Below are 25,084 nucleotides of genomic sequence, written 5' to 3' on the forward strand. Positions count from 1 at the left end.
TGTCGACCCTGCGACCGAGACCGTCGAGACAGCGGACCTGCGACAGCCCGGCACGCACGTCCGCGAGCACAGCACCGGCGTCCGCGGCGCGGCCTGGTCGTTCGAGACCCGCCAGGTTCATGCCGGCACCACCGCGGACCCGACGACCGGCGCCCGCGCGGTGCCGATCTACCAGAGCGCCTCGTTCGTGTTCGCCGACGCCGCCCAGGCCGCCGGCCTGTTCGCGCTCACCGAGACGGGCTTCACCTACACCCGGGTGGTCAACCCGACCCACGACGCACTCGAACAGCGTGTCGCCGACCTGGAGGGCGGCGTCGCGGCACTCGCGACGGCCAGCGGGCAGGCGGCGCAGACCCTCGCCCTGCTCAACGTCGCCTCGGCCGGCGATCACATCGTGTCGTCCGCGTCGCTGTACGGCGGGACGTACGCGCTGTTCCGCCACACCCTGGCCGACCTCGGCATCGAGACCACCTTCGTCGACGACCCCGACGACCCCGACGCCTGGCGGGCCGCCATCCGGCCGCGCACCGCCGCGTTCTACGGCGAGACCATCGGCAACCCGCGCGGGAACGTCCTCGACATCGCCACCGTCGCGGGAGTCGCCCACGACGCCGGGATCCCGCTCGTCGTCGACAACACCCTCGCCTCCCCTTACCTGGCCCGCCCCTTCGAGCACGGCGCGGACGTCGTCGTCCACTCGGCGACGAAGTTCATCGGCGGGCACGGGACGTCCATCGGCGGTGTCATCGTCGACGGCGGGCGTTTCGACTGGGGCAACGGCCGCTACCCGCGCTTCACCCAGCCCGATCCCGCCTACGACGGGCTGGTGTTCCTCGACGCCTTCCCCGAGACGGCGTACATCCTGCGGGCCCGTGCGCGGCTGCTGCGTGATCTCGGGCCGGCGCTGTCGCCGATGAACGCGTTCCTGCTCCTGCAGGGCCTGGAGACCCTGTCGCTGCGGATGGAGCGGCACAGCGCGAACGCCCTGCGGGTCGCCCAGTGGCTGCGGGACCGCGACGACGTCACCGCGGTCGCCTACCCGGGCCTGCCCGACAGCCCCTGGCGCGCCGCGGCGGACCGCTACCTGCCCCGCGGCACCGGCGCGGTCCTCGCCTTCGAACTGGCCGACGGGCTGCGCCGCGGCCCGGCCTTCATCGAGGCGCTCACCCTGCACAGCCACCTGGCGAACGTCGGGGACGTCCGCTCCCTGGCGATCCATCCCGCGTCGACCACCCACGCGCAGTTGACCCCGCAGCAGCGTACGGCCAGCGGCGTGTCCGCCGACCAGATCCGCCTCTCGGTGGGACTCGAGGGCATCGACGACATCCTCGCCGACCTGGACGGCGCCTTCCGCGCGCTCCACTGACCCCGGTGCGGCGCGCCTCACGGAGTCCCGGCATCCGCCTGCGGGTCCGCTCGGGGGCGGCGGATGCCGGCCGTCAGAACGAAGGCGGTGTCTGGCTCAACGGCGGCAGTGGACCCCAGGTCTCGGCCGGCAGCCGGACGGGCTCACCTTCCGAGGACACCTGCCAGCCGAGCCACCGCCACGCCTCGGTCGTCGTTCCGAGTAGCTGCCCGTCCGCGGCGGACCAGACCGCGAGCTCACCGTGTGGAAGCTGTTCAAAGCGCCAACCCACCGGACGACCGCTCGCTGCGTCCCAGACCCGCGCCGTCCCATCAGTACCGGCTGTCAGAACTCGCGACCCGTCCGGACTCCACCCCCCACTGTCCACTCGACCGCGATGACCGGTGAGAACCAGCAATTCCACACCGGACGCAGCATCCCACACACGCACGGTCCCGTCGTCACTGAAGGTCAGAACCCGTGACCCATCAGGACTCCACACCCCACCCCACGCCCGACCGCGATGACCGGTGAGAACGATCAGTTCCGCGCCGGTCGCAGCATCCCAGATCCCGGCGCTCTCATCGTCACTGAAGGTCAGAACCCGCAGCCCATCCGGACTCCACACCCCACTGCTCACCCCGTCGATATGACCGGTAAAAGTCCGCAGTTCCGCACCGGAAACAGCATCCCAGACACGCACGGTCCCATCATCACTGAAGGTCAGAACCCGCAGCCCATCCGGACTCCACACCCCACTGCTCACCCCGTCGATGTGATCGGTCAGGGGCAAAAGCTCCACGCCGGAGTCAGCATCCCAGACACGCGCTATCCCATCGGTGCTGAAAGTCAGAATCCGTGACCCATCGGGACTCCACACCCCACCCCACACCCGACCACGATGACCGTTCAGGCTCAACAGTTCCGCACCGGAAACAGCATCCCAGACACGCACCGTTCGATCGTGACTGAAGGTCAGAACCCGCAGCCCATCCGGACTCCACACCCCACTGCTCACACGGTCGATATGACCGGCAAGAAACCGCAATTCCACACCGGAAACAGCATCCCAGACACGCACAGTCCCATCATCATAAAAGGTCAGAACCCGCAGCCCATCCGGACTCCACACCCCACTGCTCACACGGTCGATATGACCGGCAAGAAACCGCAATTCCACACCGGAAACAGCATCCCAGACACGCACAGTCCCATCATCATAAAAGGTCAGAACCCGCAGCCCATCCGGACTCCACACCCCACTGCTCACACGGTCGATATGACCGGCAAGAAACCGCAATTCCGCACCGGAAACAGCATCCCAGACACGCACGACACCATCGGTGCTGAAAGTCAGAACCCGCGACCCGTCCGGACTCCACACCCCACCGTCCACACGGCCCCGATGACCGGAAAGGATCAACAACTCCGAACCGGAAACAGCATCCCAGACCCCCGCAGTCCCGTACGTGCCGAAAGTCAGAACCCGTAGCCCGTCCGGGCTCCACGCCCCATTCCACACCCAGCCACAATCGCCATCGAGGATCAACAACTCCGCACCGGAAACAGCATCCCAGACACGCCCGATCCCATCGGTGCTGAAAGTCAGAACCCGCAGCCCGTCCGGGCTCCACACCCCACCGTCCACACGGCTACGATGACCGACAAGGATCAACAACTCCGCACCAGAAACAGCATCCCAGACACGCGCAGTTCCATCGGCACCGACAGTCAGAACCCGCAACCCATCCGGGCTCCACGCCCCAATTTTCACACGGCCCCGATGACCGGAAAAGATCAACAACTCCGCACCAGAAACAGCATCCCAGACACGCGCAGTTCCATCGGCACCGACAGTCAGAACCCGCAACCCATCCGGGCTCCACATCCCACGGCCGGTCACAGCCAGTAGATCCTCGCCGGATTCTGCATTCCAAACACGCACGACCCCATCGTCACTGAAAGTCAGAACCCGCGACCCATCCGGACTCCACACCCCACCCTGCACCCGACGACCGCGACGACCGGTGAGAATCAGCAGTTCCTTACCGGATACAGCATCCCAGATCCCAAGCCTCTCATCACCGCTGAAAGTCAGAACCCGCAACCCATCCGGACTCCACACCCCACCCAGCACACGGCCGCTGTGGCCGGTGAGGGCCAGCAGTTCCTCACCGGCCACGGGATCCCAGATCCGCGTAGTTCCATCGTCACTGAAAGTCAGGACACGCAGCCCATCCGGACTCCACACCCCACCCAGCACACGGCCGCTGTGGCCCGTGAAGGAGGTGAGACGCACGTCGGTTGAACAGGGGATCTCGGCCGGCGCTATCAGCCAACCAGCTCGGTGCGGATCCGGCGGTTGCGTACACAGAAGTGCCTGAGTGCGGTGGGCGGTGGAGCCGATCCAATGGACGGTACTCAGGTCGCACTTTCGGAAGATGGTCCCGACGAGTTCAGCGCGCTGGAGATCGGCGTCTCGCAGGGAGCTGCCGTGGATCTCGGCACGGGTCAGGGTCGCTGCGGTGAGATCGGCACCGGCAAGGTCGACGTCGCTCATCACCACTGCGGTGAGATCGGCACCGGCAAGTGAGCTTCCCCGCATGTCGAGTCGCCGCGTGCCGCCGTCTATGCGCCAGCCCGCCAGGTTCGCGCCGGTCAGGACGCGACCGGCCGACGTGTGGTCTGGATGGCCGGCGCGGGCGGCAGCCAGGCTGTAGGCGAAGGCTAGCACTGCCGCGGCGTCTGCTCGGCCGCCCGGGGGCTGCGTCGCGATCGCCTCGAGAGCGATCCGGCTTTGTGCCATATGTCGGTCGTCGTGACCGGCGAGGAGCTGGCCGAGAAAGTCGAGGGTCTCGGGGCTGGGAACCGCCAGCTGCCAGCTGGCACGCGCCTGCTCCCGTGGCAGTTGCAGCGCCCGGTCGAGGTAACGGGCGAGGAAGTACTCACGCAGGGAGGTGTGCGCGAACCCGAAGGTGTCGTCGTTGTGGCGCACGAGGAACGTCGCGGTGCGGAGGTCCTCCTTCCAGAGGCCGGGTGCCCGCGCCGGGTAGTGCAGCTCCAGCTCCGGCCGACCGGCCAGGAACTCCAGCATCCACTGCTCGACGTCGGCGACGTCCCATGACGTGCGGCCGGAGCGCCACAGCTGCGCGGCGAGGTGCTCCATCAGCAGCTGCTTGTGGTCCGGGATCAGGTTGTGTTTGCCGTCGTCGCGTTCGAGCCACTGCCGCACGAACGAGCCGTAAAGATCGACGGCACGGACGGTGCGCCCCGCGAGTTTCGCCTGCTCGATGGTTTCCAACTGTTCGGCGATCATCCGCAGAGTCAGGGGCCGTTCGGCGATCTCGCGCAGATTGTGCACGCTGCCGATCAGGTCAAGCAACCGGTCGACGTCCGCGCCCGGCACGTTGGCCGCCAGGTACGCCCGGACCTGCTCCTCGCCGAAGGGCAGCATCAGCAGGGCCAGATAGTCGGTGCCAACGGGGCCGTCACGGTGCTGGCCGGTGAAGTGGTTGGCCTCGTCGCGGATCGAGCGGAAGTAGTGGGTTCGGCACGACAGCAGCAGTTTGCTCGGTCGGTCCGCCCGTGCCTGGGCCGGCTGGGCGCGCCAAAGCTCCTCGGTGGCCCGCCAGAGCGTGCGGGTGAACACCTGGCCGGCATGTGGCTCGAGGTGGACCAGCACCTCGTCGAGCCCGTCGAAGATCAGCACACAGCGTCCGCTGGCGACGAGGTCGAGGACCTCGTCGACGGTGGGCACCCTCCCGAGGTCGCCGGCATCCAGCAGCGCCTGCAGGATCTTCCTCAGCCCGGCCGTCTCACGGACCACCCGGGCTGGCAGAGCACGCAGGTCGAACAGGATCGGCAACGGCACCATCGGGTCGTGCTCGCGGCGGTCCAGCAGTGCCAGGGTGAACAGCTGAGCGGTGGTCGTCTTGCCCATGCCGACGTCACCAAGCAGCGCGCACAGATGCCGTGCGCCCGGCGACGGTTCGGTCGCCCAGGTCACCAGTCGTTCGACCGCCGGCAGCGGTTCACCGAGGCGCCGCGACGGCGCATCCGTATGGGTGTCGGAGGACAGCGAGGTCTCGCCGACCTGCGACGTCACGGGCTCCCCGCGCAGCTGGGGCCGGCCCACCCGGTCCCTCGCCCACTTCTCCGGCTCGAGTGATCCGCCCCTGGTCGCCGGAACCTGGAGCACCTCGGCGATCAGATCGAGCACCCGCTGCACGAACGCGACCTTGGCCCCGCGGTCCGGTTGCTGGCTGAACGGGCGGGGTGTCTCGTGCACGATCTCGCGTGTGGGCCGGGTGCCCCGGGCCACACCCTCCAGCGCGATCCGCAGCGGCCGGCGGGTCAGCGCGCCCGGGTGGGCGTCCAGCCTGGACGCGGCGCAGTCGAGCTCGACCACCAGGTCGGCCGCCATCCGCAGCCGCCGCCGCTCGCCTTCGAGGTCGGTGCCGAGCAGCGGAGCGACGAGGCTGGTGATCCGATATCCGCCTGGTATCGCGGACGCCTGCTCGCTCAGCAGCTCGACGAACTCGCGCTCACGCCGTCTGACATGGTCGGAGGCCTTCCTCGCCACCTCCACATGGATGACGCTTCCGCCGTGCCCGGCTTCGGGTGCCGTCGGGGGCAGCACCTCGGAGACCGTCCCGGTCACCGTCTCGTCGCCGCGGCGCCGGTCGGCTCCCCGTCGAGAGTGGGCCGCCAGCTCGTCGCCGGCGAGGTCCTCGCCTTCAAACCAGCACATCCTGCCCCGGGGCGGAGCCTTGCGCTGGTCACTGACCAGCCGCACCGCGACGCCCGCCTCGGCTGCCGCCTCGTCGAACGCCGCGCGGAACTTCCGGAACGCATCCTGGGCCTTCACGTCGCCGCCGCCGGGAGTAGCGACCTCCAGCGCGTCGGCCATCGGGATCCGGCCGTCACCGTCGATCAGATCGGCCAGATCTCTGAGCCGCTGCGACTGCCGTGGGGTGAGATCATCGGCCAGGCGTTCGAGGTAGCGCAGCACCGCCTGCCGTGGCAGCCGCGTGATCATGCGGCGTCGCGTAGCACGCGGCTGCGGATCTGACCCGTGAGGTCCACCGCGAACCGCTCCCGGCCGCTGCGCGCGGTCTGCGTGAAGGCACGGCCGCCGGCGCCGGTGAAGATCTGCCGCGCGGCAAGCCCACGGAGGTCGAACGACCCGTCCAGCGGCACCTTCTTCAACATCACCGGCAGCGCCCTACCCCTGCCTCTGCCCGGCCCCAGCAGCGACGGGAGCTCCACATCCCGGATGTAGCTGCTCGCCAGGAAGCTCGGGCTCACCAACAGCAGCCCGTAGTCGCAGGCCGCCAGGCGGTTCTGGATCTCCGCGTGCCAGTCGGCGCCGAGGAGCAGGTCCGAGTCCTCCCACCAGGAGAGCCGCACCCCACTCAGTGCGCCGAACGCCAGCCTGGCCATCAGGGCCTCCTTCTCGGCCCTGTCGTCATGCGCCCAGCTCACGAACAGCGAAGCCTCGACCGGATCACCCACCAGAGATCCTCTTCCCGTATTTCCCGATGCACTCCCGATGGCGCGATCGTAGGTGACGCCACCACTTTCCGGCGCAGAGGGGTCACCCAGGCGATAAGCGGCCCTGGCGGGAAGTGCGAGGCAGGCAGCCGCTGCCGGGCTTGCGGTACCGGCCGGGCGTCAGGCCAGGCCGGCCCACACCTGGGACACCTGCTCGGCCAGGGCCACGAGAGTCGGCGCCGATCCGCCTGATGTCGTGGATCGGCGCTGGAGCAGCACCGGCATCGTCGGGGTGTCGGGCAGGGTGACCGACGGAAGCACCGGCCGCCAGCCGGCGAGGATCTCGCCGACCTCCACCAGCGGTGGGTCGACGTCGATGTCCACCTGGGGCAGGTCGACGAGGACGTCGACGCGGGGCAGATCGATGTCGACGAGGTCACCGATCCCGGATTCGTGGTTGCCGGCCAGGTATCGCGCCGGGTGCCCGGTGGTGGCACCACGGACGTCCGCGACCGGTGCCGGGGGTGCCGCCTGGGCCGGCGGAGCCGGCAGCGGGGCCGGCGGTGCAGGCGCCGGTGCCGATGGCTGGGTGGGGGCGGCGGGAGCGGTGGGTTCCGGCGCCGCGGCGTCGGCGACGCCCCGCCACAGCTCGGCCTGACCACCGCTGTCGGCGGAGTGCGCCATGCCCAGGACCTCCCCCGGGCTCGGCACCACGCCCATGCTCGCCGCGGCGGCGGCGAGCGCCACCACACCGACCGCAGGCACCAGCCGGCGTGCGGTCACCGGATGCCGGCGCCGCCGTGCCGCCGGCCGTTCGGGCGCGGGGTCCTCGACCGCCGGGTCGGCCGACGCCGCGGAACTGCTGCCCACGAGGATGTCCAGGGCGGCCAACGACCTGGCCCGCTGGTGCGCGCTGTCCCCGCGTGAGCGTCCGCCGGCCCGATGAGCACCCCCCGGCCGCCGCCCGGCACCACCCCCACGCCCCGCCCCCCGGGTCGCTTCCGCCGCCCCGGCCCCCTCAGCCCGTTCGGCCTGTCCAGCCCGTTCGGACCCATCGGACGCCTCGGCCACGCGGGACGCCTCGGCCAGGCCGGATGTCTCGGCCAGGCCGGATGTCTCGGCCAGGCCGGATGTCTCAGCCGCGGGACCGGCCAGCTGGGCCGGTGCGCGTTCCGGTGCCGGGTCGACGCCCGCTGGAACATCCCCGGACGCCAGCCAGCTCACCAGATCCTCGGCGGTGGGGCGCAGCTCGGGCTGGGTGCGCAGCGCCGTGGTGACCGCAGGGCGGAGGTCGTCCGGAACACCGTCGATGTCGGCGTCGCCGTGCACGGTGCGCAGCACCAGCGTCTGCAGCGGGCCGTCCCCGAACGGGGCGCGGCCGGTGGCGGCGAACGCGACGGTGAGTGCCCAGCCGAAGACGTCGGCCGCCGGGCCCGGCCGGGAGTCCCCCGAGATCAGCTCGGGGGCCATGTAGCCCACGCTGCCCAGCACCACGCCCGACGCCGTCATCGCGCCGGCGAGGCCCACCGCGATCCCGAAGTCGATGACCTTCGGCCCGTCCACGCCCATGATGACGTTGCTGGGCTTGAGGTCACGGTGCACCACGTCGGTGCCGTGGATGGCGCGCAGCGCCTCGGCGAGGCCCGTCGCCAACGTGCGCAGCGTCTCCGGCCGGGTCGGCCCGTCCGCCGCGACGGCGCCCAGCAGGGTGGGCCCGTGGACGTACTCGGTGGCGATCCACGGCTGGTCGCCGTCGGGGCCGGCGTCCAGCAGCCGGGCGACCCGCGGGCTGTCGATCGCGGCGATCGCGGCCGCCTCCCGGGTGAACCGCCGCCGGAACCCCTCGTCCTCCAGGTACTCGTCGCGCAGCACCTTGACGGCGCCCTGCCGCCCGCGCCCGTCGACTCCGAGGTAGACGACGCCCATCCCACCGCTGCCGAGGCGGGCCGCCAGCCGGTACGGCCCCATCACGAGCGGGTCGCCCGCCCGCAGCGGCTTCAACGCCACCAGGTCCTCCGATCGTGATCTTCCTGTGCTGCTCCGTCGGAGGGAAACACCGCCACCACCGGATCGTCTCGTCATCGGACAGCTGCGCTGGACGGCACCGGCCTGCGCCGAACGGTGACCGTGGGGCCGAGACCCCCACAGCTAGATACGCCGTCACCACCTGGCTACCCACACACCTGTCGGGACGCCGATACCTGCCGCCGGTGCGGATACTTCAGCCATGGGACAGACCTACGAGCTCCTCGACGACCGGCTGCGGGCGTTCATCCAGGCTCAACGGATCTTCTTCGTCGCGTCCGCGCCACTGTCCGCGCAGGGCCGGATCAACCTCTCGCCGAAGGGCCGGGACGGTTCGCTGACCGTGCTCGACGAGCGGACCGTGGCCTACCTGGACTTCGGCGGAAGTCACGCGGAGACCATTGCGCACCTGCGGGAGAACGGCCGGATCACGCTCATGTGGTGTGCCTTCGACGGGCCGCCGAAGATCCTGCGGGTGCACGGGGAGGGGGAGCCGGTGTTCCGTGACGACCCGCGCTGGGGTGAGCTGCTCAGCCGCTTCCCGGCCGAGCAGGCGAACGCGGGCGGGCTGCGCGCGATCATCGTCGTGCGGGCCCGGACCATCAGTGACAGCTGCGGGTACGCCGTCCCCTTCATGGAGTACCAGCAGGAGCGGGACCTGCACGCCAGAAGCTTCAACCGCAGGACGGAGGAGGAGTTCGCCGCCTACTGCGAACACAGGTCCCACAACGGCACGAGCATCGACGGCCTGCCCGCGCTCCCCCTCCCCCTGCCGCCCCTGCCACGCTGACCGCATCGAGCGGCGCCAGACCGCAGCAGACGACATCTGGCGCCACCCGGTACCGCTGGCCAGGCCAGGTCATGCCGGTTCACGCGGTCCGCCCGCGGCTGGCCCGCCGCATCGTGGCCATCCCACGTACGGGCCAGGCCGGCCACCCGTTCGGGCCAGCTCAGCTCCAGCCGGGCCACGGCCCGGAGCCGGACCCTGACCTGGAACCGGGGCTGGAACCGGCGCGGTCTGCCGCCGGGCCGGGCACCGGCGGTGGCAGCACCGGCCGCGGTGGCGGCGGCAGCACCGGGCCGGACCCGTAGGCCGACCGGGTGGCGGGCGCGGCGGGCACGCTGCTCGGCCGGTGCAGCAGGCTGCCGGCCTCCCGCTCGGTCAGCCGGCGCAGCATGCTCCCGCGCCGCAGCTCGATCCGGGGCGCGGGTGGGGTGCGGCCCGGGCGGGTCACCCGGGTGGGCCGGGTCCTGTCCTCGTCGGGCTCCGGGGGCACCCAGCCACCGGAGTCGTACGCCGCGGCGCCCCGTTCGTCCACCGCGATCTGGCCGGTCACCCGTACCCAGGCCCCTTCCAGGGTGGCCAGGTCCCCGTGGGTGGCGGTGAGCTCCCGGCTGACCCGGTCCCACCCCACCACGTGGAAGCCGCCCGTCGCGGGGACGCCACCTCGGTGACCGTCGGCGAAGTCGAGGACGGTCACCGCCCCGGTCCGGCGGAACTGGCGCACTCGGGCGACCCGGCCGACGACCATCGCCTCCTGGCCCCGCCGGACCAGCAGGCCGGAGCGGTCCAGCGCGGACAGCACGGAGGGCGCCATGACAGGCGCGCGATACAGCGGGCGGGTTCGCAGGTACCGGGCCGCCGAGACGGTGCTGACGACCCCCACGGAACCCACCGGGCCCGAACCGACGGCACCGGCTGATCCCGCCGCACCGGCCGATCCCGGCAGGCCAGCGGATCCAGCCGGACCGGCCGGACGCGCCGGACCGGCCGGAGCAGCCGGACGCGCCGCGGCGGCGGCGTACCGGACGTGCGCCTGGCCGTCGAGGATCGCGCCGGCGTCCTCATAGTCCACCAGGCAGGCGTCGCGCAGCCGCCGGGCGGCCGGGCCGACGACCGGCATCCGTTCGAGGCGGGCGAACAGGGCCGACGCACCCGGGTCGGCGAAGTCGGCCGCCGAGAGGATGAGGTTCTCGCCGGTGTTGAACTCACGCCACAGCTGCGGGTCCCGGGCGAGCGCGGCCAGCGACACCACGATCACTTCCTGGGCGAACCGGTCCAGCGTGACGTCGTACTGGTTCGAACGGTCCGGATGCTGGTAGTTGCGGTGGCCGCGCTCGGAGGCACCCAGGGCGCCCAGCGCGGGCAGGTACATCCCGTCGTAGTCGACCAGCCGGATGGACGAGTCCGGCAGCACCAGGATGTTCCCGTGCTGCAGGTCGCCGTGCGCGGCGCCGCGCCGGCGCAGCTCGGCGACGGCGGAGTTGAGGCTCACCCGGGCCCGGTCCAGCCGGGCCGGGCGGTCCAGGTTCTCCTGGACCCAGTCGTCGAGGCGGACCCCGTCGATCCACTCCATCCGCACGATCGGCCAGGCGCGCTCGCCCACCCGGATGCCGGCCGGCAGGTAGTCGACGTCCACCAGGAACGCCAGCGCCGCGGAACGCACGAAGTCGGCGATGCAGGCGTAGCGGAGCTCCAGGTTGTCGCTGTGCCGGTGGAAGCAGCGCACCGCGTACCGGCGCCGGCCGTGGCTGACGTCGAAGGTGAGCGCGAAGCCGCCGGTGGCGACCGCCGGCATGCCCAGCGGGGTGAGCCGCGGCACGCTCTGGCGCAGCTGATCGTCCAGGAAGGCCAGCCGTGGCACCTGGACGGCCTGCTGGTAGTCGATCAGGGTGGGCAGTTTCATCCCGACGCCCACGCACACCCGTGACCGCCCCCGCGGAGCGGGCAACACCCGAAGGAACACACGGTCACGTCTGGACCACACAGATCGTCGTGTCGTCGTTGGCGAGACATCCATGGTGGCGGTAGGCCGCGACCATCCGGGCGAACCGGCCGGCGCTGTGCGCGAGCCAGCCCGGCGAGGGCATCCGGCCGCGGTCGGCGTCGGCGCACAGAAGCAGCCGCGCGAGCGCGTCGGTGGCCAGCACGAACACATCCCCGGGCTGGTAGGTGCCGCCCAGCACGGTCGGGGCGGGAACAGCCGCGCCGCGGCTGCCGACAAGCTGCGCGAAGCGGGAGAAGTCCTCGGCGCGCAGCACCGGGCCGGCGGCGCGGGTCCGTCCGCCGCTCAGGTGGAACACGCAGGAGTCACCGACGCAGGTCGCCACCCACCGCCGGCGTTCGACGTCGACGCACAGGCCCAGAAAGGACGCGTCCGCCCCCGACTGCAGCTTCGCCCGCGCGTACCAGGGCAGGCCCGGCCGGCTCACCTGCTCCCACCACCGCTCCCGCAGCCCGGCCAGCACCTCGGGGGCCAGCGGGTCGAGGGACTCGCCCACGAACGCGTGCACGAGCAGCCGGCTCCAGACCTCGGGACGCGCCGAGGTCGAGGCACCGTCCGCGATCGCGAACCTCCCCCGTTCGGGGCAGGCCGCGCAGCAGTCCTCGTTCTCGTCGTCGGCGCGGCCGAGCTTCGCCACCGTGCGGGACGTCACCGTGAGCCGCGCCGCCCCGGCGGAGCCGGCAGACACCGCTGAGCCAGCGGAACCAGCAGAGCCGGCGGAGGCAGCGGGGTCGGCGGGGTCGGCGGCAGCGGAGCCGGCGCACACGGCGGAGCCCTCCGGAACGGCCTCAGCCGCGGTGGGGACGGTGACGGACGCCGGTGTCATCCGCTGGACCGCGGCCCGACGGTGAGGTCACGCAGGCCCGTCGGCGTCACCGCCCGGGTACCGATGTCGAGGAACTCGATCAGCGCGGTGACGTCGGCGTTGTACAGGAAGCCCTTCGACCCGGCGGTCGCGGGATAGCCGAGGCTGTCCGCCGCCGCGACCATCGCGGGCGGCAGATGGCTGGACATGTCGAACAGCACCTGCGCGAACTCGCCCGGCAGGTCCGCGCGGTCCCGGGGGAAGGTCACGGCCCGGCGCGTGGTCGCGGAAAGGTGCGCGTTGAACAGCAGCGCGTTGCCGTCGGCCGTGCCCGCGGCCCGCACCTGGGCGGCCGCCTCCCGCGGATCACCGTCGGTGCTCTGCCCGTCGGTGACGTTGACCACGATCGGCGGGAAGCTGGCGGTGTGGGTGCGGCACCAGCCGTCGACGACCCAGGCGGCGACCCGCAGTGCCTCGACCATCGGCGTCCACCCGTCCGCCACCGGATCGACCCAGGCCGGTATCGGGGTCTGCACCTCGACCAGGCCGCCCGCGCCGTCAGGCACCTTACGCAGGACATGGTCGACCCGGTTCGGATTCAGCGCGACCTCGCTGATAGGCAGCAGCGGGCGACTCACGCTCGAACCATACAGGACCGGCGCGACCCCCCGCCCATAGCCCAGAATTCCTACCTCGAAATAGTCGTAGACCCGATCGTCACCCCTACTGCAGAGCAACACCGCGTTACCGAGCAGCCGATTGACGGCGAGCGCGAGCTGGTCAGCCTTGCTCATTGTTCCACCGGCCCAGGTCTCAGCCATCGACGTCGAGTGATCGATGACGAGCAGCAGACATGCCGGCTGCTTGCGATTGATCTCGGCGGAGTACATGCCCTTATCGTTTCACAGCGCGCGAACATTTCGATGCTCAGACCACGCTCGACCTCAGGCCCGGGGTTAGCTGAGGGCACTTTCCGATGAATAATCGCGGGCCGGCGGGCAGGCGTTCACCCGCAGGAGTCACCCGGTGTGGCAGGGGACGACGGGGACAACGGGGCGGACGAAGTGGCCGAAACCGCGGCGGCCGGAGAAGCCGGGGCGGTTGCGGTTGTGGTTGCGGTCACGGCCGCGGGACGCAGGATCGTCACCGTGTCCTCGCCGGCGTCCGGGGCGAGCAGTGCGCGCCGCAGGTCCAGCGGGGCCAGGTCCTCGCGGTTCGTCCGGCCGCAGCGGGGGCAGGTCGGCTGGCTCAGCGGCAGCAGCACCCCGCAGCCGCCGTCCCCGGCACCGCACCGGCGCCAGTCGGTACCCACCTCGATGCTCGACCGCCGCTGGACGAACCGCCCGGCTGACCGGCGCCCCAACACCATGCTCAGCCCCCGTGCCGCCGCGGACCGCCCGTCGTCACGGACCGCGTCCCGCGGAATGATCTTTCGCATGCGCGTCCTCGCTCCTCGGTCGGGAGACAGCGGTACACCGCCGCACCGCCGCACCGCCGGGCCGGTGACGTGACAGCTCGGGCATTCGTCAGCCCGGGAACCGCATCAGCCCGGGCGGCCGGGCTGTTCGGGCAGCCCACGGCCCCGGCCGGGCAGGGGCCCGGCCCGCCGTCGGTGCGCGATGAACCCGGTAACAGCGGAAAGCGACACTACGGATCGGCGGTGATGTCGACAATCCGTCGGTGCCGGCCAATGGCCCGAACGTATTAGCGCGCCACCCGCAGCTGTGCCGTCTCCCACCCGACGGCCCGACGAAAGGCCTGACCGGCCGGGACCGACGGACCAGCGACAAACCCGTTCGGCGTAGCCCGTCAGCGCCATCGCCGTTTTGAGCCGACGGCGGGCTCCGGCAGAATTCGCGAGTGGCTGCCCACCGACGTAAACCGGCGGCGTGGCCGCGGGCCACCCGGAGACGGGATCCAACCTGACCGCTGAAATCCCGGACCGTGTCCCGCCAGAACCCCGGCACGCCGGAACCCACCGCCGGACGTCCGACGCCGGACGGCTCTCCCGGCGGCATCCGGTCACGGGAACAGCGGAACCTCTCGGTTTCCGGCAGGCCCCGGGAGAAACGCGAAGGACCACGAAACAAACCCGGAGCCGAAAGGAACCACAAAGAACCGAAAAGCGCCGGACACCTGAAGGCGTCAGCCCCCTCGGGAGGTCCTGATGGACAACAGCAACCCGCAGCCGCACCCGTCCGGCCCGCCCGCCGAGCAGGTCCGGGCCGCCTGGCGGGCCAGGATCGTCCGCCTGGACCCGGCTGACCAGGTGGACGCCCTGCTGGCGCTGGTCGTCGACCACCTGGTCGCGGTGAGCGGCCGCGAGCCGACCACGGTCGACCGCGGTGCGCCCTGGCGAGCGCTGGGCATCTACCGCGGGGCCGCGGACGCCCTGCGCGAGCGGCTGGCCGCGGCGACCGGCGTGGCGCTGCCGGCGACGCTGCTGTTCGAACGGCCGACCCCACGGGCGGTCGCGTCGCATCTGCGCGGCGCGGTCCTCGGCTGGCGCGAGGACGCCGCCCGCGGCCCGTCCTCGCAGACCAACCCGACGGCCGTCCCGGTGACCACCCGGGTGACCGACCAGACGACCGACCAGGCAGACAGCCAGCCGGACGGCCGGGCAGATGACCGGGCAGATGGCCGGGTGACCGGTCCGATGGTCCGTTCACCAGGCGGCTCGGCGGCCGGGCCGGTGACGGACCCCGTGGTCGTCGTCGGGACCGGGTGCCGCCTGCCGGGCGCGGACTCCGCGGCGGCACTGTGGGAGCTGCTCGCCGCCGGCCGGGACGTCACCGGGCCGCTGCCCGCGGATCGCGGCTGGGACCTCGCCCACCTGCACCACCCGGACCCGGACCATCCCGGCACCACGTACACCCGCGGCGGCGGCTTCCTGCCCGGCATCGATCTGTTCGACGCCGCCTTCTTCGGCATCGGCCCGCGGGAGGCCGTCGCGATGGACCCGCAGCAGCGCCTCATGCTGGAGGTGTCCTGGGAGGCCTTCGAGCACGCCGGGATCGACCCGATGTCGCTGCGCGGCAGCCGTACCGGGGTGTTCACCGGGGTGTCCCTGCAGGACTACGGGTCGGCCTGGCACCGGGCACCCGCCGACCTGCAGGGCCATCTGCTGACCGGCAACGCGCTCGGGGTGATCGCCGGGCGGGTCTCCTACACGTTCGGGTTCGAAGGCCCGGCGCTGACCGTGGACACCCAGTGCTCCGCCTCGCTGGTGGCCGTCCATCTGGCCGCGGCCTCCCTGCGCAGCGGCGAATGTGATCTCGCTGTCGCCGGCGGGGTCACCCTCATGAGCACGCCGGCGATGCTGGTCGAGTTCAGCCGCAAGCGGGGCCTGGCCCCCGACGGACGGTGCCGGGCGTTCTCCGCCGACGCAGACGGCACCGGCTGGGCCGAGGGCGCCGCCGTGGTCGTCCTGACCCGGCTGTCGCAGGCCCGCGCTCGGCGGCTGCCCGTCCTCGCCGTCATCGCCGGCAGCGCCGTGAACTCCGACGGGGCCAGCAACGGGCTGACCGCACCCAACGGCCTGTCCCAGCAGCGCCTCATCGCCCAGGCCCTCGCGGACGCCGGCGTGGCGCCCGGCGACGTCGACGCCGTCGAGGCACACGGCACCGGCACCCCGCTCGGTGATCCCATCGAGGCCCGAGCCCTGCTCGCCGCGTACGGCGCTTCCCGTCCGCCCGGACGGCCCCTGTACCTGGGCTCGCTGAAGTCCAACATCGGCCACACCCAGGCCGCCGCCGGCGCCGCCGGCCTCATCAAGCTCGTCGAGGCGATGCGCCACGAGCTGCTGCCGGCGAGCCTGCACATCACCGCCCCCACCCCGCACGTCGACTGGAGCGGCGGTGCCCTCGAGCTGCTGACCGCGCCGGTCGCCTGGCCGGCGGGTGCCCGCCCGCGGCGGGCCGCGGTCTCCGCGTTCGGCATCTCGGGGACGAACGCTCACGTCATCCTCGCCGAGCCCCCCACAGCACCGCGTATCCCGAACCAGAGCACCCCGAACCAGAGCACCGCGGCCCAGAGCACCCCGTCCCAGAGCGCCGCGGCCCAGAGCACCCCGACGCGGAGCATCCCCGCCCAGAGCACCGGCGGCCGGGACGTCGCCCGCCTCGGCGGCCGGAGCGTGCCGGCGCCGGAGGGATCCGTGCCCGCGCCGGTCACGGTGGTCGTCTCGGCCCGCGGCGAGACCGCGCTGCGGGCACACGCGGCACGACTCGCCGAGCACCTGCGCCGGCACCCCGAACTGCGCTGCGACGATGTCGCGCTCACCCTCAACGGCGGCCGCGCGGCCCTGCCCACCCGCGCGGCGGTCGTGCTCGACGGTCCGTCCTCGGCGCGTACCGCGGAGCTGGCCGGGGCACTCACCACCCTCGCGGCCGGCGGCACCACGCCGGCGCTGGTCCGGGGCAGCGCCCCGGCCGACCCCACCGGTGCCCGGCCCGCCGTCGCGTTCACCGGGCAGGGCAGCCAGCTGCCCGGTATGGGGGGACGTCTGCACGCCACCTACCCGGTGTTCGCACGCGCCCTCGACACGATCTGCGAGCACTTCGCGCCGCACCTCGACGAGCCGCTGCGCGACGTCATGTTCGCCGCGCCGGGCACCCGCCGCGCCGGGCTGCTCGACGAGACGCTGTACACCCAGTGCGCCCTGTTCGCGTACCAGGTCGCGATGTTCCGCCTGCTCGAGACGTTCGGGCTCGTCCCCCGGCTCGTGCTCGGCCACTCCATCGGCGAGCTGACCGCCGCGCACGTCGCCGGCGTCTGGACACTCACCGACGCGACCGCGGTCGTCGCCGCCCGCGGCCGGCTGATGGGCGGCGCCCGCCGTGGCGCGATGGCCGCGGTGAGTGCCAGCGAGGACGAGGTGGGCGCGTCCCTGGCCGGTTTCGACGGCGCCGAGATCGCCGCGGTCAACAGCGCCGCCTCGGTGGTCGTCGCCGGTGACGACGACGCCGTCGCCGCCGTGACCGCGTACTGGGCCGCGCGAGGCCGCCCGACACGCCGGCTCGCCGTCCGGCACGCCTTCCACTCCGCCCATCTGGACCCGGTTCTGGAACGCTTCGCCGACGTCGTCCGCGGCGTCACCTACCGCACTCCGACGGTCCCGCTTGTCTCGGCGCTGACCGGGCATCGGGCCGGTGACCCGGAGGCACCCGTCCAGGTCACCGAGCCCGGCTACTGGGTGCGCCACCTCCGCGAGCGCGTCCGGTTCCGCGACGCCGTCGCCCGCGCCCGCCGGGTTGGCCCCGCGGCCTGGATCGAGATCGGCCCACGGGCCACGCTCGCCCTCCACATCCAGGACACCGCGCTCGACGACACCGTGCTCGACGACACCGTGCTCGACGATGGCAAGCTCGGCGACGGCGTCCTCGATGGCGCAGTCGCCGGTGACGGCGTGATTGGAGCCGTCGGAGCCGGTGCGGGCTTCGACGGCACCGCCGCCCGCGACGGTGGACGGGGGCCGACACCGCGGCTGGTCAGTGTCGCGGCGAGTGGGCGCTCCGAGCCGGCCGCGCTGCACCATGCCCTCGCCGAGCTGCACACCCACGGCGTCGCGATCGCCTGGGAGCCTGCCAACCAGCCCGATCTCCGGCCGCAGCCCCAGCTCGATCCGAACCTCGATCCGTGGCTCGTCCCCCAGGAGCGGGCCCAGTCGCGGTCCGTACGTTCACCGGGAGCGGCCACCAGGCCGGTACGGCTGCATCTGCCGAGTTATCCGTTCCAGCGCCGGCGGTACTGGATGGAGTCTCCCGCCCCCGCCGGTGCAGCCCCGGCCGGTGCGGCCCCGACCGGCGTCCACGACACGGACGGGTCGGCGCAGACCCCGGGCCCCGCCCGCTACCGCACTGTCTGGCGCGCGCTGCCCGACGCCGCCAACGCCGCGCTCACCGGAGCCGCGGCACTCGCCGACGCTGCGGCGCTCACCGGCACCGGCGGCTCCGGCTCACCGCTGTCAGGCCCCTGGGTCGTGCTGCGGCCCCCCGCCGGCGTCGGCGACGAGGAGGTCTCCCGCATCCGCTGGATCCTGGAACGCCTCGGTGCCACCACCACCGAACTGAAGCTGGAGCACACCGACGCCGACCGCGCGCGGCTGCGCGCCCGTCTCGACGCCTGCCTCGGTGCCCAGCTCGACGCCCTGAGGCCGCCGGCAGCCACGAGTTCGCCGCCAGCACCGGGTTCACCGGCGGGACCGGGTTCGCCGGCGGCACCGGGTTCACCGGCGGCACCCGGCTCGCCGACGACCGCCGGCGGCCGCGGAGGCGTGCTCGCCCTGCTCCCGATGGACACCACGGCGCATCCCGACCACCCGGCGCTGACCGTCGGCTTCGCACTCACCTGCGCGCTCGCGCAGGCGCACCACGACCTCGGGCTGCGGGCACCGCTGTGGGCCCTGACCCGGGGGGCGGTCACCACCGGCATCGACGACCCCGTCCGAGACCCTGCCGGGGCGCCCCTGTGGGGGTTGGGACGGACTGTGGCGCTCGAACGCCCCGACGTGTGGGGTGGGCTGATCGACCTGCCCTCCGCGCTGGACGACTCCGCGCTCGGCTGGCTCGGCGCCGCGCTGGCCCTGGGCCAGGGCGAGGACCAGTTCGCCGTACGGACGTCCGCGCTGTTCGTGCCCCGCCTCGTCCACGACGCCGCCCCGACGACCACCGCGATCACAGCGACCACAGCGACCGCTGCCGACACCGCCGACACCGCCGACACCGCGATCACAGCGGGAACGGCGGGTCCGTCCTCCTGGGACCTGCGGGGCGGAACCGTGCTGGTCACCGGAGGGACGGGGGCGCTCGGCGCGCGGATCGCCCATGATCTCGCCCGCGCCGGAGCCCGGCGACTGGTGCTCGCGAGCCGCCGGGGCCCGGACGCGCCGGGCGCGGCCGCCCTGCGCGCCGAGCTGGCCGGGCACGGAACCGACGTCGTGGTGCGTCGTTGCGACACCGCCGACCGCGACCAGCTGGCCACGCTCCTGACCGGCCTCGTCGCCGACCAGGAGATGCCGCTTCGGGCGGTCGTCCACGCCGCGGGCGTCTTCGGGCCCACCGCGGCGCTGCACGAGCTCGATCTCGACCAGATCGCGGGCGTCCTCGCGCCGAAGGTCACCGCCGCCGAGCTGACGCACCGGATCGCCGGCGACGTCCCTCTCCTGCTGCTGTCCTCGATCGCGGCGACGTGGGGCAGCTCCGGGCAGAGCGCCTACAGCGCCGCGAACGCCTATCTCGACGCGCTGGCCGCGTTCCGAGCGGCCGCCGGCCTGCCCACCGCCTGCGTCGCCTACGGCCCGTGGGCCGGGTCGGGCATGGCCGCCGAGCCGTCCCGGCAGGCGTACCTGCAGCGTCGCGGTCTGCGTCCGCTGCCCGCCGACGACGCGGTCGCCGCGCTGGTGGGCCAGGCAGCGGACCCGACCGGAGACGTCGTCACGTTCGCCGACGTCGACTGGGAGCTGTTCCTGCCGGTCTTCACCGCCGCGCGGCCGTCCCGGCTGTTCGACGAGATCACCGCGAGCACAGGTCCCTCCCGGCCCGGCACCACCCAGCCCGGCACCGCCGGGCCCGCTACCGCCGCCGGCTCGACGGCCACCGCGGGCGGAGCGGCCGGAGGCACCGCACAGACCGCGGATCGCCCCGACCCGGGCCGGCCCACCTCCGTCAGCCTCCATGCGCTGCCGGCCGCGCAGCGCCGGCGCGTCCTGCACGATCTCGTCCGGGCCGCGGTGGCCGAGGTTCTCGGGCATGCCGACCCGGCGGACGTGGACACCGCCCGACGCTTCCTGGAGATCGGCTTCGACTCCGTCGCCTCCGTGCGGCTGGGCCGCCGACTCGCCGAGCTGACCGGCCTTCGGCTGAGCACGACCGTCGTCTTCGAACACCCCACCGTCGCCGATCTGGCGGCCCACCTCGCGGCACTGCTCGCCGCCCGGGCTGCCAGCGCGGACCCGCCCACGAACGGAGGCGCTGCCGGCGCCCCGGATCGCCCGGCAGGCATCGGCCCGGGGCCGGAAACGGGCCGCAGGCCTGGGCCGGAAAGCGGGTGGGGCGCGCCGGGCGACCGCGGCGGCATCACCACCGCGGGCGGCTCCGCGCCCGGCGGTGTGCGGGAGCTCTACCGCCAGGCGTGTGCCGACGGCAAGTTCGCGGCGGGCATCGGTGTGCTGCGTGCCGCCGCGCGGCTGCGGCCCACCTTCACCAGCCCGGACGCACTCCCCCACCGGCCATCCCCGGTCACGCTCGCCTCCGGTCCGGCCGGCCCCGCGCTGGTCTGCCTCCCATCGATGGTGGCCCCGTCAGGACCACACACCTTCGCCCGCCTCGCTCTGCACCTGCACGGCCGCCGGGACGTCCATGCCCTCGCCCACCCCGGTTTCGGTGACGGCGAGCTGCTGCCGGCGACCGCCGAGCTCGTCGTCGACCTGCACGCCGACACGATGGCCCGGCATTTCGCGGATGCCCCGGTCGCGCTCGCCGGCTATTCGTCCGGCGGGTGGCTCGCCCACGCGGTCGCGGCCCGGCTGGAGGCACGGGGGATGGCGCTGGCGGCCGTTGTCCTGCTCGACACCTGGCTGCCCGGCGACGCCATCCCCGACGCGGACGTCGCCGAGGAGCTACGCGGCATCGCCGTCAACGATCAGGCGTTCGCGCTCATGACCGAAGCGCAGGTGACCGCGCAGGGCGCCTACCTGGACCTGTTCGAGGGCTGGCGGCCGACCCCGGTGCGCACACCGATCGTCCTGGTCCGCGCCACCGAGGGCCTCCCCCGCCGCAACGCGGCCCCGGCCACTTCCACGCCGGCCGGCGCCGCCCCCGCTGGAACCGGACCGAGGCCGGCACCGCCGGGTGCGGCGTCCACGGGTGCGGCGTCTCCGGGTGCGGCGCCTCCGGGTGCGGTGTCGGCGGCCGGAGCCGACGCCTGGGATCTCGACTTCGACCTCGTGCACGCCGCGGGCAGCCACCAGTCGATGCTCAACGAGCACGCCAGATCCACCGCCGACACCGTCCACGCCTGGCTGGACCTCCTCGGCGGACCGCCAGCGGCCGCGGCCGCTCGCCCCGGATCCATCCCGGTCGTTCACTCCGCGTAACACACCGAACCGGCGAACTGTCTGCTCTCCTCCTGTCAAGGGCGGCACCACGAGATGGGCCCGGAAGCCAACCCGCGGAATTATCCCTGCGGGTGTTCCGGGCCCATCTCATGTCCCACGAAAGACATCCGACACATGCACTCCCACCCGCTTTTCTCCGGCATGGTGTTCCTTGTCAACAAGGTATTCAGCCAGTTCGCGTAACAGCTGCGCGAACCTCATGGAGGTCGGAGATGGGCAGCATTCGGCAGGGTTGGGGCGGGCGCCGACCCGTGCTCGGCGCAATCGCCGCGTCGGCGTTGGCAGCTGTGCTCACGGGATGCCAGGAGGGCTCCCTCACGCTCAGCACGCCGACGGCGTCTCCGACCGCGGGGCCCGCGACGAAGCCTGCCCCGACCGGGCCGGAAACCCCGTCAACGCAGGTCAACGCCACACCGGCAAGCCAGCTGAGCGCGGCGGACTACGTGCTCGCAGCGGGTCCGGAAACCGCGGGCTTCGAGAGCTCGGGTGGCGCGGACGATCCGGACAGCGACGGCGACAGCGCGATAGAAACCGCTGTCGCCACCTGCGCCGGTTTCCCGGAATACAACCCGCCGGAACCGTCGGACGAGACCACGGGGGATCTGTTCACCAGCACCGAGGAATCCGATTTCCAGGCGGTCAGCCGGGCGAAGATCCTGCCCGCGAGCCAGATCCGCCAGAACGCCGAGATTGTCACCAGCCCCCTGTTCGGTGACTGCTACCGCGCGGCGCTGGAGGAGCAGTTCGCCGGCCCGGACGCGAACGGATACACCTACGAGCTCGTCGCGGTCGAGACCCCGCCCCCGCCGCCCGGGGCCACCGCACTGATCCGGACCTCACTGGGTGTCACGGACCAGTACGGCACCTACGGCTATGTCCGCGACACGCTCTACTTCTACGTCGGCGAGGTGGCCGTCCAGCTCGAGGTCATCAACGTCCAGAACGTGCCGCCGCCGGACATCGAGCAGGGCTTCGTCGACCAGATCGCCGACAGGCTGACCAACCAGTGAGCCGTCCCCGTCGCCGGCCCGGACTCCCGGCAGCCCTGGCCGCGCGCCGTTACGCGCGGCACAGGCGGTGACACCGCGCAGAATCCTCTCCCGAGGACACCCGGAATGCCGATCCGGCAGATAGGCGGGTTTCGGGGCCTCGTCGGCCGCTTCCGGGGTCACGATGGGCATGGTCTGGGCGCAAGGGGGCGGATTCAGGCTGCGGATGCCCGACACTGGTGCTGGAGGACGCGATGCCCTACCGGTTCGATTCCGAGCGCGCGGCGCTGGTCGAGATCACGCCGTTCGCCGTCCTCGACGACATCACCGCGAGTCGAGCCCGGGCCATGGAGCTGATCCTCTCCGCGACCCGCGAGATCGACCTGACCGGCGTGAACATCACCGACACGAGCGTTCCCGGCCCGCCGGACGCACCGGACGTGGCGGTGCGCATCTACACCCCGCTGGTCGGCACCCGGCCGACCCCGGCGGTCCTGCATCTTCGTGGCGGCGGATTCGTCGCGGGTGCGCTGGGCACGGACCACCGGGCCAACATCGAGCTGAGCCGGGCGCTCGGCGCCGTCGTGATCTCGGTCGACTACCGCCTCGCCCCCGAGAACCCGTACCCGGCCGCGATCGAGGACTGTTACGCGGCCCTGCTGTGGACCGTCGACCGCGCCGAACGCCTCGGTGTCGATCCCGGGCGGATCGCCGTGCACGGGGTGAACTCCGGCGCCGGCCTCGCCGCGGCGCTGACGCTGCTCACCCGGGACCGCAACGGCCCGGCCCTGTGCTTCCAGTGCCTCTGCCGCCCCGAGCTGGACGACCGACGTGCCGGCGCCGCACCGGCCCCCGTCGATGTCACAGGCCAGGCCCCGAGTGCCCGTTGGGACGCCTATCTGGGTGCGGACCTCGCCGGGACCGCCGATGTGCCGGCCTACGCGGCTCCAGCCCGGGCCACCGACCTGCGGGGGCTGCCCCCGGCCTACGTGTCCGTCCTGGAGGGGGATCGGCGCCGGGACGACGGCGTCGCGTATGCCGCGGCGCTCCGCGCGGCCGGGGTGCCCGTCCGCCTGCGCCACCAGCCGGCCGCCGCCACCGCGACAGCCACGGCGGCCACGGCGGCCACGGCGGCCACGGCCGGAGGCTCTCTCGCGGCGGCCGCCGGACGTTGCACCTCCGGCCAGGCTGCTCGGCGCCGGCACCGGGGATCGGTCCCGGGTCACAGCGCCGTCGTCAACACCGGCACCACAGCCACCACCGGTACCGCCCACGGCACCCCGCGGGCGGGCCGGGAGCGCGACGACAAGATCACCGCGCTGCGCGCGGCCTTCGGAATGCGGTTCTAGCGTTCACCCACGTCCCTGCCCGCCCTCTCCGGCATCCGAAGAGGCGAAGAGGCGAAGGGCGATCAGACGAGGATTCTGGTCGCCGCGGAGCCGGGTGGCGACGGCTGAGGTCGCCGCCGACGGGCGACCACGGACCGCCAGGCCGATGTCGGTGGCCCAGGTCCGCCGATTCTCAGGGTTTCGCCAATGGGGCTGCGTCGGTCCCCGGGGTTGGCGGGAGGGATGTCCGGGGCCCCGCGGGGCGGGTGAGAGACGCAACACCCTCCGAGGCGTACGGCACGGTCGCCCTCATCCACCTCACCGGCTGCCAGAAGCAGTGACCAACGGAAACGGCCGGCGGCAAGGACCTGCCGGGGCGCCGCGCCTGTTCACGAGCCGGTTCTCGGGGAGCTCGTGGTCAACCACGGCTCACCGTCGCGGCGCGGTCGCGGCGATACCGATTCCGCCACGACCGCGCCGTCAGGACTCCGTCAATGCGGCTGCACCACCGCGGCTGCACCACTGCGGCCGAGACCGAGACGGCCGGCTGCTGCTGCGAAGCCGAGGCCCGTCCAGGTCCGAGTCCGTTTACTGCTCCAGCTGCCACTGCCGAGGCGCTTACCGCGGCGACTTCGCCGCGATGCCCCAGTCCTGACGGGCGTAGAGGGCCTGGATGTCCTGCCGCAGGCCCGGCGAGGTGTCCGCCGACTCGAGGATCTCCTCGAACTGGTGACGAACGCGGCGAACGGCACGCCGGGCGGCGAGCTTCCGGTACAGGCCGGAGTGGTCGGAGAAGAAGAGGTTCATGGCTGCCTCCTTGCGACTTGTCCAGCGGCGGCGCCATTTCCACCGCCATATCCATAATGACTCACAATCCCGAAAGAATCCTGATCGCGAACGTGACGTCCGACGCACTCATGGGGGTCGACCGAGGTCGGTGTTAGCCACGTCTATGTCGTGGGCCACATTGCGCAAAAATGAGTCCCGGACGCGACAGGAATGCGTGACGACGATCACCTGCCGGGCATTTCCGTGACCGGCGTCACGGTCGACGGAAACCTCGTCCGTGTGAACCGTGGACGGGCACCGCGGCCAGCGCGGGCGCGGCTGGGCCGAGCAGACCCATCTGACCGGGCGCCTTTTCGCCGGCGGCAATCGCACCAGGAACCCACACCGTGATCGGGGCCACAGGGTTCCG

At 72.5% G+C, this 25,084-nt stretch carries 13 protein-coding genes; 5 read left to right on the forward strand and 8 right to left on the reverse strand.

Going from position 1 to position 25,084, the window contains the following annotated elements; translation table 11 throughout:
- Window positions 1-37 precede the first annotated feature (37 nt).
- Window positions 38-1,366: a bifunctional o-acetylhomoserine/o-acetylserine sulfhydrylase gene (locus ACG83_RS33045; RefSeq protein ID WP_054570355.1), complete on the forward strand. Its 1,329-nt coding sequence runs from the start codon at window positions 38-40 to the stop codon at window positions 1,364-1,366.
- Window positions 1,367-1,439: 73 nt separating this feature from the next.
- On the opposite strand, the gene ACG83_RS33050 is transcribed toward ACG83_RS33045, so the two are convergent.
- The 3 genes from ACG83_RS33050 to ACG83_RS46245 all read right to left on the reverse strand — a co-directional run bounded on the left by ACG83_RS33050 (window position 1,440) and on the right by ACG83_RS46245 (window position 8,845).
- The gene (locus ACG83_RS33050) at window positions 1,440-6,383 is read right to left on the reverse strand and encodes a pentapeptide repeat-containing protein (RefSeq protein ID WP_063793287.1); all 4,944 of its coding nucleotides are present in this window, start codon (window positions 6,381-6,383) and stop codon (window positions 1,440-1,442) included.
- Window positions 6,380-6,859, reverse strand: coding sequence for a toll/interleukin-1 receptor domain-containing protein (locus tag ACG83_RS33055; protein WP_054570173.1), 480 nt, complete (start codon window positions 6,857-6,859; stop codon window positions 6,380-6,382). The genes ACG83_RS33050 and ACG83_RS33055 overlap by 4 nt, the downstream gene beginning before the upstream one ends.
- Window positions 6,860-7,018: 159 nt before the next feature.
- A complete protein-coding gene (locus ACG83_RS46245) occupies window positions 7,019-8,845 on the reverse strand; it encodes a serine/threonine-protein kinase (protein WP_054570174.1) in 1,827 nt (608 codons plus the stop codon).
- Window positions 8,846-9,065: 220 nt separating this feature from the next.
- On the opposite strand from ACG83_RS46245, the gene ACG83_RS33065 reads away from it, so the two are divergent.
- Window positions 9,066-9,653, forward strand: a complete 588-nt coding sequence (locus ACG83_RS33065) for a pyridoxamine 5'-phosphate oxidase family protein (RefSeq protein ID WP_054570175.1) — start codon at window positions 9,066-9,068, stop codon at window positions 9,651-9,653.
- Between the two features lie 160 nt (window positions 9,654-9,813).
- Here ACG83_RS33065 and ACG83_RS33070 read toward each other — a convergent pair whose 3' ends face one another.
- The 4 genes from ACG83_RS33070 to ACG83_RS33085 form a co-directional block, all read right to left on the reverse strand.
- Window positions 9,814-11,550, reverse strand: a complete 1,737-nt coding sequence (locus ACG83_RS33070; protein WP_054570357.1) for a hypothetical protein — start codon at window positions 11,548-11,550, stop codon at window positions 9,814-9,816.
- A 64-nt stretch (window positions 11,551-11,614) separates the two neighbouring features.
- Entirely contained in the window at window positions 11,615-12,475 is an 861-nt protein-coding gene (locus tag ACG83_RS33075; protein WP_054570176.1) for a hypothetical protein, read from the reverse strand.
- Entirely contained in the window at window positions 12,472-13,344 is an 873-nt protein-coding gene (locus tag ACG83_RS33080; protein ID WP_054570177.1) for a vWA domain-containing protein, read from the reverse strand. The genes ACG83_RS33075 and ACG83_RS33080 overlap by 4 nt, the downstream gene beginning before the upstream one ends.
- A gap of 116 nt (window positions 13,345-13,460) precedes the next feature.
- On the reverse strand, window positions 13,461-13,892 hold the full coding sequence (locus ACG83_RS33085; RefSeq protein ID WP_054570178.1) for a hypothetical protein: 432 nt from the start codon (window positions 13,890-13,892) through the stop codon (window positions 13,461-13,463).
- Window positions 13,893-14,621: 729 nt separating this feature from the next.
- On the opposite strand from ACG83_RS33085, the gene ACG83_RS43160 reads away from it, so the two are divergent.
- The 3 genes from ACG83_RS43160 to ACG83_RS33100 all read left to right on the forward strand — a co-directional run bounded on the left by ACG83_RS43160 (window position 14,622) and on the right by ACG83_RS33100 (window position 23,907).
- Window positions 14,622-21,548, forward strand: a complete 6,927-nt coding sequence (locus tag ACG83_RS43160) for a type I polyketide synthase (protein WP_054570179.1) — start codon at window positions 14,622-14,624, stop codon at window positions 21,546-21,548.
- Window positions 21,549-21,781: 233 nt separating this feature from the next.
- Complete coding sequence (locus tag ACG83_RS33095) at window positions 21,782-22,579, forward strand: hypothetical protein (protein ID WP_054570180.1); 798 nt, start codon at window positions 21,782-21,784, stop codon at window positions 22,577-22,579.
- A gap of 218 nt (window positions 22,580-22,797) precedes the next feature.
- Window positions 22,798-23,907 (forward strand): alpha/beta hydrolase fold domain-containing protein, encoded by a 1,110-nt coding sequence (locus ACG83_RS33100; protein ID WP_235498345.1) that lies wholly within the window; start codon window positions 22,798-22,800, stop codon window positions 23,905-23,907.
- A gap of 597 nt (window positions 23,908-24,504) precedes the next feature.
- Here ACG83_RS33100 and ACG83_RS33105 read toward each other — a convergent pair.
- Complete coding sequence (locus ACG83_RS33105; RefSeq protein ID WP_054570181.1) at window positions 24,505-24,693, reverse strand: hypothetical protein; 189 nt, start codon at window positions 24,691-24,693, stop codon at window positions 24,505-24,507.
- Between the last annotated feature and the right edge of the window lie 391 nt (window positions 24,694-25,084).

The organism is Frankia sp. R43 (assembly GCF_001306465.1).
In the GTDB taxonomy this organism is placed as follows: domain Bacteria; phylum Actinomycetota; class Actinomycetes; order Frankiales; family Frankiaceae; genus Parafrankia; species Parafrankia irregularis.